The organism is Lacrimispora sphenoides (assembly GCF_900105215.1).
GTDB lineage: Bacteria > Bacillota > Clostridia > Lachnospirales > Lachnospiraceae > Lacrimispora > Lacrimispora sphenoides_A.
The window spans coordinates 29,443-45,955 of the sequence record NZ_FOIP01000002.1 but is presented as its reverse complement, the minus strand read 5'-3'; the positions used below and the strand labels follow the sequence as shown (position 1 = coordinate 45,955).

General features: G+C 41.4%; 4 protein-coding genes. All 4 read right to left on the bottom strand.

All coding sequences use genetic code 11. The features are described from left to right. Positions 1-193: 193 nt before the first annotated feature. Genes BMW45_RS17005 through BMW45_RS16990 form a run of 4 tightly spaced genes read right to left on the bottom strand, consistent with a single transcriptional unit; the run spans position 194 to position 16,492 of the window. Positions 194-514, bottom strand: a complete 321-nt coding sequence (locus tag BMW45_RS17005; RefSeq protein WP_092246736.1) for a hypothetical protein — start codon at positions 512-514, stop codon at positions 194-196. Between the two features lie 18 nt (positions 515-532). After that, positions 533-1,294, bottom strand: a complete 762-nt coding sequence (locus BMW45_RS17000) for a hypothetical protein (protein WP_092246733.1) — start codon at positions 1,292-1,294, stop codon at positions 533-535. Between the two features lie 41 nt (positions 1,295-1,335). Then, positions 1,336-2,445: a hypothetical protein gene (locus BMW45_RS16995; RefSeq protein ID WP_092246730.1), complete on the bottom strand. Its 1,110-nt coding sequence runs from the start codon at positions 2,443-2,445 to the stop codon at positions 1,336-1,338. Then, the gene (locus BMW45_RS16990; RefSeq protein ID WP_092246727.1) at positions 2,426-16,492 is read right to left on the bottom strand and encodes a SpaA isopeptide-forming pilin-related protein; all 14,067 of its coding nucleotides are present in this window, start codon (positions 16,490-16,492) and stop codon (positions 2,426-2,428) included. Before BMW45_RS16990 ends, BMW45_RS16995 begins: the two co-directional genes overlap by 20 nt. Between the last annotated feature and the right edge of the window lie 21 nt (positions 16,493-16,513).

The following is a 16,513-nucleotide window of genomic DNA, read 5'->3' as shown; positions in this document are numbered from 1 at the left end:
GTGCAAATTTCGCAGCGGTTCCAGCCAAATCAACAAATACTCTTTTTCGCTCTATACTATTCAAATCCGCCCCCCTTGTAAATTAAGTATATTGTCCTATTTAACTGTCCGGTTAAAATGTCTTCTTTATTGGTTTAGTAAAGTATTTTAAAATATTTTCAATTAAGCATTACAATCCTCCTTTTATTTCAATTTAAATTAAATTCACAATTGGCAATATCCTAAATATCTCATCCCACGCTTGCTGTAATATCAGCAATACCTCTGTGCGGGGGGCAGGGTAACACAATGCCAATATACCAGTCAAAGCTAAGGCTAAAACAATGACATTTCTTACCAGGCAAACAAGTGAGATAAATGTGTTAATCGTAAACTTGAAAGTATTTGCTTTTTCAACAACAACCACATCTTTCCCTTCAATCCCGAATTTATCTTTTATTTTATCCTGTTTCTTTTCATATTCTTTTTCTTCATCTGCCTGTTGCTGTAAAACAGAATTATATTTTTCCTTCATTTCCGCTCCTCTTCATAATCAAAAATTTACAACGCCGGTTTTTAACAATATAGCAAGCAAAAATATGGTATACACACAGATCAATGTCAGTATTCCAGGAAATGTTTTCAATCGGCTTTCCAACACAGAACCCAGGCGTTTTACATTTCTTAACGCCTTCACAACTAGATTTGCCTTTTTAGGTGAAGGAATCAATTCCTCAGACAAAAACTCTCCAATAATCTGTCGATACACTTTATTGCTGGTTGCATCATAAGAAAATGAATCTGGATTATATCCCACGAAAAAAGTGCTTGCTGCCCGGTTTGTCATCTGTTTCAATATTGCACTTCTATTGTCAGGAGGAACAAATGAAAAAATAAATTTAGCATGGTTAAACTCCGATTTCTGTAAAATAGGGCTTACTTCAAAAATCTCATTAGGCTTCACCCCAGAGCACACAATATGTATATCTTGTTCCAGGTATGAAATTTCATTAAAGTTATCATTTTGAAATGAACCATAATCTTTCACCAAGTACTGATAACTCTCATTTAAATCCAAAACAGAATGATACATATGAATGCCTTCATAAATAATACAACCACCATTTTTCTCAACTCCACCATATAACTTACGAAGTTGATCAATATACCCATTTCCTGATAAATCAATGAAGGCAACATCATAACCTCTAATTTGCAGATATTGTAGCAGCTGAAAAGCTTGCGTTGTTGTTCCGATTCTTGACTGTGCCCCACAGATAGCTATCGTAACCGTTTTTGATAAAGATGGTTTCATATTCCCTTAAGGCCCTTTTACTAAAGCCTGTCCCCCTTCATTTATTTATCAGAATCATTTATATATGTAACAGATGGTTTATCCTTTTTCTTTTTTCGCTTAATCAGCATTAAAAACATTACAATAAAGAATAAAATGAGCAGTACCGCTATGGTAATCGGGTTTTTCACAAACTCTATAAACTGTTGCCAAAATGTTTTTTCAATTGTAGCAGCCTCTGTTTTATCCACTAACTCATAACTTGCTGTTGCTTGAATCTTATATACTGTTTGTATCTTTTCCTCTGGTGCAATGCTGCTATATTCACATTGATAATACCAGTATGGTTCTGAAGGAATTGTAACATTGCCTTCAAAAACAGCTACGATATTCGCAACCCGACGGCTGCCATGAGCAATGGCGGCCTGTATCATCTCGCCATCTTGTTCATAAGGCTCGTCCTGCAGCTCAATACTGCGAATTTTATAATAATCCGGGCTAAGTCCCAAAACATTTAAGAATTCAGTTCCATATTGGCTCAAATCCGCTTCCTTAGGTATTTCAGTGGTACCCAGCATGTAGGTATCTGCATCTGCTGAAAATATAGTAATTGGAAAGGAGAAATCATCTACCCAATCTTCACCTGTAATTCGATAATCAGTTCGTGGTAACTCCTGCTTATATTGTTTGCCAGTTAAGGAATCCGTCACTGTTACCGATCCCCGTTCAGGCAGCTCATCAATATAACTTACTCCGTTATACTCAATCTCGGATTTCTTATTTTCAGTGCGCTCTACCGTCATTCCAGATAATAATACACTGCTTTTCAGGTAATAGACTCCGTCCTGTTCAATTGTCTCTGCAGGTGGATTTTCCTCAGCTGAATTAGTGCCATATAACCTATCAGAATCAACATCTATTATCGTTTCTTCTTTTTCAGGATATGAGTCAATAATCTCTGTTTTAATTTCCAAAAGCTTATATTTCTTTCCGTCTTTAGAGTATTCAGCATTAAATTGGCCAATACCTTCATCATCGGGATTATAACTTTCATATGTATCTTCAATAACCATTTTATTCTCTTCCAAAGCCGGTGTGGTGCCATATCCCATTAGGGATATGGCTACTACCGCCAGTAAAAGAACCATTCTCTTATTCTTTACTTTCTTCACTTTCTTTCCTCCTGTCTTTTTTGAGGATTATAAAAAATACAAATGCCGAACCACCAAAAAATATTGCCAGCAACGCATAAAGTATGATATGACTCTCAACTCCAGTCTTTGGCAAACCTATGGTACTAAACGGGGAACCCGGAGAACCAAATAGTATATGACCCTCACCTGAAATATTACTATTGTATTCAGGAACAATTCGTCCAACCTTCTTTTCTGGCTCTGGCGTTGGTGGCTTTGGCGTTGGTGTGTTTCCATCAGTAGTAATTTTTTGATCAATCATGGTAATGGTATCAACCGATCCGTCCTTGCTGACCGTAAACACAATATCAGCAGCTGTACGGTAGCCAGAAGGAGCTTGTTTCTCCCGGAGCCGGTATGTCTCTCCAGCTTTTAGCTTACCAACGATGGAATATACCTGATCGGTGACTGTTTCAAACTCCAGCACCACGGTTTCTGAAGCATCAATGACCTGCAGCACAGCTTTCCCCAGAAGATTCCCCGAACTATTTTCTTTCCGGACATCAACATTGGTTTCTTTATCCATCATTACCACGTAGTCCGGACTTCCATCTGTACTTATCGAAAACTTTATAGCTTCTGTATACGCATAGCCCGTAGGGGAAAGATCTTCCACCAGCCAATAATCTTTACCAGCCTCTAATACTCCTGTTACATCCTGCGGACTACCATCAGCATTTCCATCATATTCATAGATCTTCTTGCCTTTTTCACCTCCGTCATCTTCATGGATGGAATAATGGCCACCAGGCAGCTCTTTTTCGCCAGTAATATCCGTCTTGCTTATCACTACATGAGTAGGAATATCCCACATAATAACTGTATCAATAGTACCATCATGAGAAACGGTAAACGGAACATCCTCTGCATAGGCAAGGCCGACCGGCGGTGTTAATTCATGCAGATAATAAGCCGTATCTACAATGAGCTGCTTTGTAATTACTGTAAATTCATTGGTTGTAGTAAAATTCAAATCTTCTCCCACTTTAAACAAATTGTCATCACGAATGGCCTTAACCGGCTGCTTATCTGCATCAAGAATTTGCATAATAGCACCAGCCTGATTACCATGATGTTTAAAGTCCGGAGCCGCCTCAGAAGCAGTGGCCAATTTGTAGATATGTTCTGTGTTTGGCTTGTCCTCCATCACTACCACATCAAAGGCTCCATCTTCATTCACAGAAAATTTGATATCCTCCTCATAGGCAAACCCTTCTGTAGGATTCTTTTCAATCATGGTATATTCTTTACCCGGCTCCAACTCAGCTTCAATCTCATGGGGTTCATCACTGGAAATCCACTCATCAATGATATTTTCATCTTCATCTTCAATGACAATATGCGTGCCAGGCAGCTCCTCTCCGGTTGTAATATCTGTTTTATGGATCATCTGTTTGGTCTGCTTATCATATACGCCAATTCCTTCTATGCTGCCATCTTCCGAAATCATAAATTTCAACTGATTTGTCTTTAATATTTCACCGTCGGAAAATACAGTAGTTTCTGTTAACAAATACTCTTCACCTTTGATGAAATTTTCCCGCTCTGACGTATCAACCGTGTGCCTGGCAAAGATCGCAGCCGCTCCCAGTCCTGATGAAGCTATTCCGGAAGTATTCCTGGCTTCCACCTCCAGGCTATCTTCTATTCTTGTGACATCATACCGAATATTTTTGTAAATACTGCCCGGATTAATGACAATAAACTCGTTTCCCGCCAGTGAAATAGTGTCTCCGCTCTTAATGATCCCATTCTTGCTGCCAGTGTAATCATAACTGCCTTTTAGCTCCACGCCGGCATTGCTATACAACTGAACCTTAAACTGGCTTGTCTGATCTGCAAATAAATATTTACCGCTTCCGGTCAGTTCATTGAAAATCGTCAGTTTATTGGCTTGCAAGATCGGCGTTTCTTTCGTTGTAACAGTCGTCTTTCCACTGGATGTTAGTGTTGCTATTACACTTGTTGAACTAAAATCATGATCTGCTTCAAGCTCAAATGTTACATATCCGCCCTGTAACGGCTTCACATCAGGAATAGTAAAAGTAAGCTTATTATCATCCTGATCTCCGGCTCCGCTGTCAATAATTCTTACTGCATCATCAAACCGAAGTGTTAATTCAACATCCGTTGTTGTATGTGATGTATTTGCGTAAAATACTGATCCAATTACTGCCTGGTTCGGATTCAGCACATCTCCCGGCTGACCATCACGGTTCCATAAAAATATCTTTGGATTTTCCGGATTAACATGATTCTGTATGGTTGCTTCCGTTAAATATTCTTTTGGAATATAGGAGTGGATTTCCGTTCCGTCTGCGTAGGCAAGCGTTAAATTATTGCTGCCGATCGTTCGATCTTCCACATGATAGCTGCCATCATTAAAATGCAGCCTCCGGGTAGTTTTTCCGGTTAATAACTCGGAACCATCGGAAAAATACACGATCTCCCGAATGGTATATAGTCCTCCTTCAACCAGATCCTCTGATGGATATATATCATACCCATTACCTGTTGTGGTCCATCTAAGAACTTCATAGCCGGCCTCATTTACCATGATCTTTTCCATCTTCGTTGGATACCGGCCGCTGATTGTTACGGACTGTATGGAGTCCACATCCGGATTATAAGTATCCATCGTAAAATCATCCGTTTGAATGGTATTGACCGTTACTGTATGAAGCTTGTCAGATATCGTTGTAATCTTCCGGCCGTCCTGTGATACTGTAAACATGACTGGATTCATAAGGTTATAGCCTTTCGGTGCCTTTTTCTCTACCAACAGGTAGCTCTTTCCAGCAACCAGACCTTCCACCATATGCTGTTCTGCAGTCGTTGTCCATTCAGTAAATGCTTTGCTTTCATCGTAGATGAAGTTATCCTCTGCATCCCGTCCCAATAGTTCAAAGATAGCCATTTGTGCACCATCAACGAAGGCGCCATCAATACCGGTATCCTCCAGCTTGTCAAAATCTCGTTTCTCAATAGTAATCTTGGTTTTCTCATTTAGTACTGTAACGCTATACTTTGCTGTTTCTCCTGGCTGATAAGACTTACCGCCATTATCAGGAGCAAAACTAAAGGTTTCGATCAAAGTATTCACTGCATATCCATCCGGCGGCACGATCTCCTTTACCCGGTACCGGTATGGTTCTACACTTCCGTCTGATAAGATTCTTCCGACCGACAGCCCTGTCAATATAGCCTTACCATTGGTCGTACTTACCGTTCTTGTAAATACTGGTTCCCTGCTTCCTGATTGCTGTAAATATGCACTTACTTCAAAAACAGCACCGGATAACAAATTTGTACCAGTTTCATCCGCTTTGATAATTTCCAGCTGACCTTCCGCTACCTGATTGCTGGCTCGGACAATCCTTATATCATCAGCCCGGTTATATTCGATCCTGATTGGCTCAAATAAGGTGTAGTAGTCTGCACTGGCATTTTCTACCACGTAATAAATTCCATTGTCCATACCAGTTATGGTGTGTGGCTTTAAATCTCCCTGACTGTATCCTTCCGGAATCCGGCCATTAATAAAATCAGCTTCGGTATATTCTCCATCACTTCCGGTAAACCATGTTGTAAAAAGATACTCTGGTGTTTTTATAAGGCTGCTATCAGTAGCAGCTTTGTAAAGTGCTAATTCGTTGCCGGCAAATTCTTTGGTTCCATCGCCGCTGACTTTGCTGATCCGGATCGCACTCACTTCGTTTTCAATGGCGTAGTGCTGCACATCAGCAATATCCTTTACAATAATCACCGTATCCTCTGCTTTTGCGTACCCTTCCGGGACACCTGTTTCAACCAGCACATAGGCCATGCCGGCTGGCATATAATTGAACCGGCGGTAGCCCTCGGCGGTCAAGTAAGAATACGCTTTAGAATTAACTACGGACAGCTGCTTATAATCATACTGATATTCAAACGTATAGTTTCGTCCATTTCTGTCTGCGGTACCCTCATATACGGTAATCCGGATCATTTCCCCATTATCAGTTTCAAAAAACATAGTAGCTTCTGTTGGGAATGCAGTTGTATTTCCGCTGTCAATCTGAGTATGAGACACATAGGCTGCGGACCGGTTGACGATCCATTTAATGGTGTTCGCTCCATGATTGGCATCATAAGCAGATAAAAATCCATCCATATCCTGCTGATCCATTCCTGCCGGGTAGGTGATCACACCATTGATGATAGGAATTTTCGTTCCATCTTCCATGACCCAAACGGTATCATTTTTGCTGGTTCTCGTGGCAGTTCTCTCTACTGCCCAGGAAATGCTTGTCCCAGGCTTGGTGCCGTTTAACTTGTACATGGACTCAAATTCTAAGGTGAAGCCGCTCTGCCCATTCTGATTGCTGTTAGGATAGTTTCTCAAATCTATAGATTCTGTGTAATCGGTAGCATCATTGGTCACCCAGGTGTCAATAACCGTTGTGTCATCGTAAACCGGCTTTCCATCTTGATACACCACACCAGATTTATCCATAACTGCCGGATATAGGGTAAAGCCAACATTCCCCAGGAAAATCCTCTCATCTCCGACTGTTACATACTTATCAACTTCCACTTTTGTATGATCGTTATTCATTGTGAAGTTTTGAACTTCTCTGGTATTTGTAACGGTTATTTCTACTGGTGTAGCAGTTACATATCCTGTTGGTGTTGTTGTTTCTTCCAGCAAATAGTCTCCGATAGGCAATCCTTCAAAATAGACCGGCGTTGTTCCCGTTGTCCAGGCTGCATGAATCACTTCAGGAGCCGAAACCGTGTCGTTTGTTGTTGCAAACGCTACCGGGGTATCAGCCGCTTTCTGTAAATAATATCCGGAAGAGGTATAAACCCGTTTTGCTTTATAAAGAGCCAGATCCGCACCGGAAACATGCCCGTATCTGTAAGTACCTTTCCCCTCTAATACAGTTCCCATCGTTTTTCCGGAAAGCATATCAATACGATTTACAGTATATTTATTAGTTCCGTCTAGTTTTTCAATTTCCGTCTTAGTGGACGTATCTACCATTTTTGTATTCTGCATATCTGCTGTTTCCAAAACGGTTTTACCCACCGGCAGGCCTTTGTTCATACCCTCTGGACTTATGAGTTCCTCCAGGATATAGTTACCTTCTGGTAATCGTTTTAAGATATCTGCCTGACCGTCTGTCATGGTAAGATCAAATGGATCATTGGGAGTGGTATCAGAAGTGACCCAGGTATTCTGCACAATATAGGCTTCTCCCATCCGGTGGTATAGATTCTTCTGATTCTGGTTCTCTCTTGTCTCATCTCCATCAAGTAATTCGCCCGGCTCATTGATACGATAGGCTGCTTGATTATATTCCTCCAGATTATCGGAATCCTGATAGCGGACAAAATCACCGTTTCTGTCATAAAGTTCTGTCCCTTTATCGTAAGTTTCATCACTACGCTGGTAGTATGAGGGCAGACCATGTTCATCGTATACCGGATTCATGTCTTTCTCAAAACTACCATTATTTTCATCAACCAGTGTACTGTCATTCATACTCTGGCCATTGCTATTCTGTAGCACTGATGATTGTTTATGACTTTCTTCTCCGGCATCGGAACCCCAGGAGCCGGTAATATATCCGGATTCCGTGTGGCTGTAAGTTGGATTTGTGACTGCTGTCCCTGAATTATTAGTTACTTCAATTGTTCCGTTGTCAGGGTATCCTGCTTTATTTTCGCCAACGGTTGCTATCCTAGAAGTTGTAATTTTATCCCTAGCTATTATATTTCCATAAATATCTCTCCGGATATTAACCGCCCACACAAGGACTTTCTGACTTCCGTCAGGCTGTTTTTCGAGAACATATGCCATACCGGTGTAAGGATCAACCAGTGCATCCCGGTTTCCATCCCGGTCAATGTGATAAACAATCGTATCTTCTCCGACCTCAAGCATCTTATCATTTGCTGAATAACGGATCTGTGTGAAATCACCGCCAACAAATTCCAGGTAGGCAGCTCCATTTTTGAATGCATAAATGGAATACTCACTGTCCGTCTTGTCAAAGTTTACTTTATCTGACTCCAGCGTAGATAACGGTACCGGAACATGTTTCCTGTCATATCCATATTTAACGCTCTGACCTTCAATTGTCTTGGTAGTAAAAAGATTTAGACTGTCTAGGTCATAGTAGAGGATATCCGTATCTAATCTTTGAACCGTTTCAGCTGTCCAGATCGCTCCGGATTCCATAATAGGATTCTGATTTTTATCTACTCCGGCCTGGACAGTTACCTGGCATTCATTTCCAGCCTCATCTGTTTCTTTGACAAACTCAACCTTTTCGTCAGCAAAGCCTTCTTTCACATACATTCTGGTAATGTTATTGGTGCGGTTTCGTTCAATTGTCAGCCCATTGTAGGCGTGATCCTGGGTATCCCCGGTTGGCTTAAGTTCCAGGGCATCGTACAAAGTCATCGTTGCCCCAGCAACATATTGGTTGGTATCATTGGCCGTTTCCAGTGTTCGTGTTACAAAACCATAGCCGGTAAATACATTTCCTTCATAGGCCAGTTCCACCAATTCACCAGCTGCTTTTCTTGCTGCAAGCTGCTCTAATGTACCTTTTTTCCATGCGTACCCTAAGTAAGTACCATTTTCACTGTAGGCGTATATAAGATCAGGGTTGTTACCAATTTCAGCAAGGGTGCCGTCCACACGACCGCTAACCTTATAGGTTACGGTCTTATCTGCGGTTGTCTCTGCTGTATTAACACTGGATTCCTTCACCTTTTCAACCATAAGTTTGATCGGAGTGTTTTCTACATTAATTCTGGCCACATTTACAATATCCTGGGGTTTATTCCCATTTGTGGACTGATTGTCGGAAGGATCTTCATACATGGCCGCAAGCACACGGTCATCTTTGTTTCCCTCTTTGTAATAAGCCACTTTATCAGAATACAATTCAAGTGCTACCGGCTTACTCCTGGTATATCCGGAAGTTGGTTTCAGTTCCGCCACAACATAGGTACCTGCACCTAATGGCTGAGGTGTTTCAATATATCCAACCGTCTGATACTGGTATCTCTGGGTAGAGTTATCTGTTTCATCTTTCATCAAGCCGTCCAGAACGGTACTGTAGGCTTTAAATGTTACTGTCTGGTTCCCAAAGGAATCACCTAATATCACCTGATCCGATTCCTCGCAGATCGGGGTTCTAGCTGGTACAGTTCCGTTGTAGAGATTTCCAGGGCCGGCTTCTTTTCCAATCAGTTTTTCGAACCAGGAAAGGTTCCGCACAAACGGAGTGATTCCAGTTGCTCCCATTGCTTCCAGAAACTCTTTTGTCCCGGAAACCAAAGTGTCTGTTTTGTAAAATAATACTGCTCCGTCACCATCTTTCGAATCGTCCCGTTTTGCTGCATAAATTCCAAATATCGCACCATCATGAAGAATGTTCTCATGGGTTTCGCTATCCAGCTTTTCAATCCTCAGTTTAGAGGTATAGAAACGATTTTCAAACTGGTTATAAGCATATCCAATGTAGGAACTCTCCCCACTTGGCTGTGGCGTTACCTCATTTGCCTCACTGCTGGCACTGGCCGGTGCAGTTACGGTATAAGGTACCAGCATTGCAGCAAATTTTCCGTCATAAGCAGTAAGGTTTCCCTGCATGGACTTCACATTGTCCTGGTACATAATTCCAAGCAGGTTATCTTCTGTCACAGCAGCTCCCGGATATGGCACATCATTCGCCACTCCAAAAGATTCTGAGACGGAACTATAACGATATGATGTTGAAATTCCATCTCTTCCGCTTTGTCCCTCTGTCAGGTAATACGGCACATTACCAGTCATCCGATCATCCTGAACATTGTAATAATTTTTAAGTGGACGGTATTCTGACTGAGTAAGGGAAAAATAATCACCGGCTCCCGGTATACCAGGTACTTCGTTTGTAATCTGGCTGATGCTTAATCCATGCTTATACACTTCAAAATCGCCGTTATAATTATGAGCCTTTATCACATGATCCTCTTCAACAAACCGGATCTGATACTTAGCCGCCAGCTCCTCTGCCGTTTCTTCTGCATCATAGTTATAATATTCATTAAGCATTGCTGGAATCTGCTGGGAACCATCATAAGAAGCATATACCGTAGGAACGACTACTTCTCTTGGCTTATCAATCTGATAATGCTTATTAGCAAAATCCTCTAAACTGCTATATTGTGGTTGCTGCTCTGCCACTACATAAACTCCGTATGGCAGATATTCAGAAGTGTTAAAGTAATATTCGTCTGCTTCTATATTAGCAGAAAGCGTTGATAGATCGTCATCAGTTCCACCGCCGCCTTCTGTATCCCAATCAACAGCATAAATCTCGTCCATATCATAGCTGAAAAATGGTTTTAAATAGTTTTCTGCTTTGATGATTGCATGATACAAGGCTTCATCGTACAATTCGTCAGAATAAGTGGCATCACCGGCAGTTTCCGTTTCCTCGTTGTTCGATGGAACCTTCTGTACCAGTTTGGCGATTTCATCATCTAAGTACCAGGTGATGGCAAACTGACGTACCATGTCAGAAGCTTTGGCATTCTCTATCGTGTAAGTCGTTCGATTTGCCTCATTTCCGATTGGCTGATAAGAGGTATAAGTCGGTGTGGCAATATCCCATTTGTCATTATTGGCTACCGCAATTGCATCAAAGAACTTTTCGTAATTGTAGCCTGAAATAACTCTTGTGCCGGCTGCATCTTCCACCAGTTGATCTGATGTTTCCAAAATGGCAGTATAACCACTATTTTGCCCATCGTTGATGAGATCACCGGTGTAGCTATACAATTCCTTGTTGTAAATAACCGCATCATTGGAATCCCTATAGAGCGGATCCGTCTGATGAAGAGCTTTTGTATATATCTTGTTCACCAGCTCCGGGTAGGCATCATTAACCGCCAAAACATCAATCTCATTACCCTTTAGATCTACCCATGTGACGGAACCGGCCTCATCCCGATACAGCCTCAATAAATTAGATCGTAAGTATGTCTTAAAGCGGAAATTATCCATCTTGTTGATCTTAGGAGTGCCAAAAAGTTTCGTAAACCAATCTTCCTGTACATCGCTGTAAGAATTTGTGTTTTCATAAGAACCAGGATCAATTTTCTTTGTAACCTTGATTTGCTGCTTGATTGCTCTCTGTTCTACTCTTACAGGACTTAATCTGGTATTCGTTCCTGGGCGGTTTTCTCCATCCTGCCAGATATATTCCTGTCCCGGATAACTTAGGGTAATTGTCTTAATATAGCTTCCCTCACCGGCAATACTTAGTTTTTCATAATCCAGGTATATTTTTATGTTCGCATTTCTTACTGCCACATAATAGGAGGCCGCTCCCATCTTATCCCCTGCAGACCACCCGGCCGGGTTCCTCATTGTCTCAATATCTGCCTGAGTCAGGGTAATCTGTTTTTCAGGTACGACAATCCGGAAGGTGTAAGACTGTAAATCTTCATCTGCATGGGCCGCTCCATAAGCATCTGTATAACTGCTGACGGCATGGCAGATCTTGGCTCCATTCACGGTAGAAAGGGGCAGCTCTATCCACTGTCCGACAGTCACATCCTGCATAATCTTTTTGGTCTGTTCCACGTACTCATATGCTTCGATTGGATTTCCGTCCTTATCATATGGAGTTTCACCTGTTTGATAATACACATTTTGAGTAATGGTTTTACTGATCAGTCCGCCCGTTCCGGTTGCTACGGCATCTGTAATCAGACGAGCCGATATGTAGTAGCGGCTTCCAATCAGTTCTGATTTAAAACCATCATAGGTACCAAATGCTCCATTGTCCGGATTATTAGAATACGTTGCATATATGTATCTTGGACTTTCACTCGTATCATCTGGAAGGTACTCTACCCGATTATAAATAATACTGTCTGTTTCCGGATCGCTGCCGGATGCAAAAAAGGTCTTTGGATTCCCATACTGGCTTGCATAAACCGTAATATAGTAAGCACTGGAATCCTCTTCTATGCTGTGAACACCGCCATAGTTGTAAAAATTGTTCGTGTTATAAAAATCCAGGACAGACAAAATTGCATCTCCGACTTTAATTGGATTGTCCTGACTGTCCAGCTTGTTAATTTGCAGTGTTATAATTGGGGAACCATACACCGTGCGGATTGCAGGGCTTCCAGGAGTTACCCCAGACACACCATATGCATCAATATCGCCCTCTCTCACTCCGGCATCAAAAACACCTGCATAAATACTGGAATAACCACTACCGTTGGTTTTTATTTTAGGAGTATTCTTTCCACTACTGCGGAGTGCTTTTTCGGTTTTCCCTTTCAGAAAGTTAAAATCATCAGAAGTAAAATCGCTGGCCAGCTTATCCAGGACCTCCACGTCAGTCATGGCCGGCTCTTCACTCTCTAGGGCCGCTTGAACCGCTGTTGTGTCGAGATCCTGCCACTGTGCAACCTGGAATTGGTTGGCCTGATAATTCGTTGAAACTTCTGTTGTCATCAAGCTGCCGTCCGGGTTATATTTCGGATACTGATAGTCATTTTCTGCTGTAACATAATAACCAAGCATTACCTTATCATAAACACCCGTTCCTACTTCTACTACCCGGCTTTCCGTTCCATTATCTAAGCGGTATATTTTTGATCCCTCTGGTAGGTTATTAAGTAGAATATCAAATCCAGCCATTCCAGTCCCTTTGCTTTCCACAGCAAAGAACAATTCGTTATAATCTGGGCTTCCCCATTCACCAGTTGGATTATCTGAAATTTGTCCCTCTGGATACAGATTTTTGGTTATGGCAGCGTAACCGCTTCCTGAATTACCAGGTACCCCTGTATTTACATCCTGGCCATTGTTTGTATGACTGTTTTCTTTGCTTCCTACAGAAAGTTCAAATCCCTCAGAACGGCTTAATTCTTTCACATAATAATCACCCATTAAAAGTGGCCGGCCAATCCATTCATTTCCATTATTGGATTTATTATCATAATACGCTCTTGTATACTCGCCATCTGCTGAGTAATCGTCATAGGAACTGTCAGCCACATAGAGGTTGGAAGGAGCTTTTCTTGCCCAGCCGCTTGCTGTTTCCACCACGGTTCCGGTTTCATAGTTGTAAGTAAATCCAGGAGCCTCTGTATATGCCATAAAAGACAACTCACCATTTTTATCAGCGGTTCCGATGGAAACAAGATCATTCGCTTCATAGACAGTCCCGGTTTTTCCATCCGGATGGGTTAGTGCACTGGCAGCAAACAGCCCATACACACCTCCTTCAACAGTTCCATCCCCCTGAGCATCACCGCTGGGATCATACTCTCCAGATTCTCCTTTTAAAAGCTCTATATCATATTTTTTTGCATGAATTTCCCCTTCAGTCCGGTGATCATATATCCTCCACCGGTTACCTTCTCCATCTGAATCATTACAGTGACTGTAATTAGTAGATGGTCCGGCTTCAACATCTTCCCCTACACTGGCCGATGTCAAAGCAGTATTATAGGCTGGTACGAACAGATCGCCGGTACTACCAGTTTCATCATCACCTTCTTCAGCCAACAAATTAATTCCTGACCTTGCGTTAGATATTGTTGTAAAAACAATTTCTGATTGAACCAGTGCATTAGAATTTGTGGCTTTATTTACCTTTGAAATTCTCTGGTTCATTTCCGTTTTTGTTTTCGCCACTGTCTCTGGTTCTTTCTCTTTTGTTGCTGCTGGTTCTGATTCCTCAGCTACTTCTGTTTCAAGCTCGTCAGCCGCTTCTGTTTCGGGTTCCTCAGCTGCTTTTGTTTCGGGTTCCTCCATCACTTCTTCATTTTCGTTATACAGAATAGAATTAGAAACATTGGAAGATGATAACTTCAAAAATTGTGAAGAATCATATGCATTTGAGTTGGTGGCTATCTTGTCACTGTCATCAAACAACGAATCGTCATTATCAATTTCTTCCTCAACCTCTATATCCTCTGATTCTGGATCAGGAGGTAAAAAGAAATTAATAATTTTTTGAATGATAGTTGATTCCTTTTCCTGCTCAAGCTTAATATCTTCCTCTACAGGCTCCTCCATCTGGAATGCTTCAATTGCCGCTCTTTGTGCTTTAATTATGTAAGCAGATCTTCCAGTAACTTCTGAATTGATCGCAATATCTTTGCTGTACAATCCTGAAAAAGAAGCATTGTCTCCGTTTTCAGAAGCATCCGTTGTTATAACCTCGATCGGAACATCATCTGGATGCAGATCATGCAGAGTATATCCGTCTTTCGCCGTTGATTCTATCCAGGTATAGCTATATTTCATGGAAATAAATTTTTCATAAGTGGCCTGACAATCTGCCTGGCATCCGGATTCCTGATATGCTTCCTCTTCACTGGCTGATGTCGTTACGCCACCGTCAGGTGTATCACTTCCCCCATCAGACAGAACACTTTCAATCTCTGAGACATTGACTCCTGACTGTATCCAGTGAAAATGTACCCCCTCGAATTCCCCGGAAGCATGTTCTTCACAATCTGCCACACAGCTTACCCAGGCATTTGCAAGGCGTTGATTTTCAGCCTGAGCAGCTTCAATTTCTGCTTCATTGGTTACCTCTCCGGTTTCCTCATCAGTTTCCTCCTCCGGAACGGAAACAAATTCAGGAGCCGGATGCCCATCACAAAATGTTTTATCGTAATTATAAGTATGATTAACAGTTTTTTCACCATAGCCAGATTCATCCGTTGTTACAGAACCAACAAAGCGGAAGTTATCCCATATGACAGGATTATCTGAATAATAGCTCTTGTAAGGCTCTCCACCCTCATACAGTTCTACTGCGCCGTCACGCTCCGTATTTACCCGGCCTTTATCATCAAAACGCTCATAAAGCTTAAATATTGCGTTTGAGAGTGGTTTTCCGGTTTCACCATCATATTTATTAAGTTGCAAGTTATATGTAGATTTCATCTCCTCGTTATGGCGATAGATCTTAAAATCAATGCTGCCACCAACAAGAGAAGGGACCGGATCGGTACCAATTGCAGCATAATACGGTTTAGAAGAAGTTTCTAACTCTAAAAATACCAGACGCTGATGATCTTCTAAGGGAACTGTCTTTGAATGACTTACATGTGTTCCGCTACATTGTGTACAAACCCATAACTGCAAACCATCTTCATAAGCATCCTCAACAGAAGCAAAACTACCTGCAGTTTGATATTCAGTACCATAAGTATCAAACTGAATATACAGCTGAGGGGGGGTCGGGTTCGGATTGGAAAATATGATATTAGTATCCGTTTTTTGATATGTCCACCCTCCCATTGGTTTAGGAAGAAAAGAACCAATACTGCCATCTGACGAGAATTTTAACGGAACCTTTTGAATAAAATCTGTATCAGCTCCACCAACATCAAACTCAATAGTAAATGTATTCCCCACACTTAAAGCGGCCGATAAATCTGTATGCCCTTGCAATACTGATGGAATTGATTTTCCAGAATTACTTGTCTCAGTTCCTGAACTAATAATTCCACCTAGCTTCATATATTCCTCAGCATTATTTACTGCATCTACAAGCCAGGGATATTTCGCTCTTGTCTCAGCCTTATGTATAATAGTTTTTAAGTCTGTTTCAGTCACCAGTTTATTAATTGGTGTTAAACCAGCTCCAGCAGCTCCAGCATTAATTTTATCAATAATAGTATTAATATTTTGCTGATTACCAAAGCCTGCGAGCATTGATAATGTTGCCCAAAATAAATAGGCTCTTTCTGTATCATTCAAGCGGGTAGATGGTAACACGTATGTGTACATATCTCCAGCCTGTAAGATACCATTAGATGCGACCCCATAAGCATCAATACAATAGAAATGCCAATTATTTCCGAAAGCCGGCAGACTATCTCCTGGATTATGCAGCTTAGCTGCTTGCACCGGAAGATAAGGCATAAAAGCCATTGCCGTTATCACAACAGACAACAACCATGATATGTATCTGTTTCGTTTCTTCATTCGCTTATTCATTATTCCCTCCTATTTTTAGTT

Bases quoted from the DNA above. Each gene is read 5' to 3' on its own strand.
- BMW45_RS17005 (WP_092246736.1), bottom strand. From the start codon at position 514: ATGAAGGAAAAATATAATTCTGTTTTACAGCAACAGGCAGATGAAGAA.
- BMW45_RS17000 (WP_092246733.1), bottom strand. From the start codon at position 1,294: ATGAAACCATCTTTATCAAAAACGGTTACGATAGCTATCTGTGGGGCA.
- BMW45_RS16990 (WP_092246727.1), bottom strand. From the start codon at position 16,492: ATGAATAAGCGAATGAAGAAACGAAACAGATACATATCATGGTTGTTG.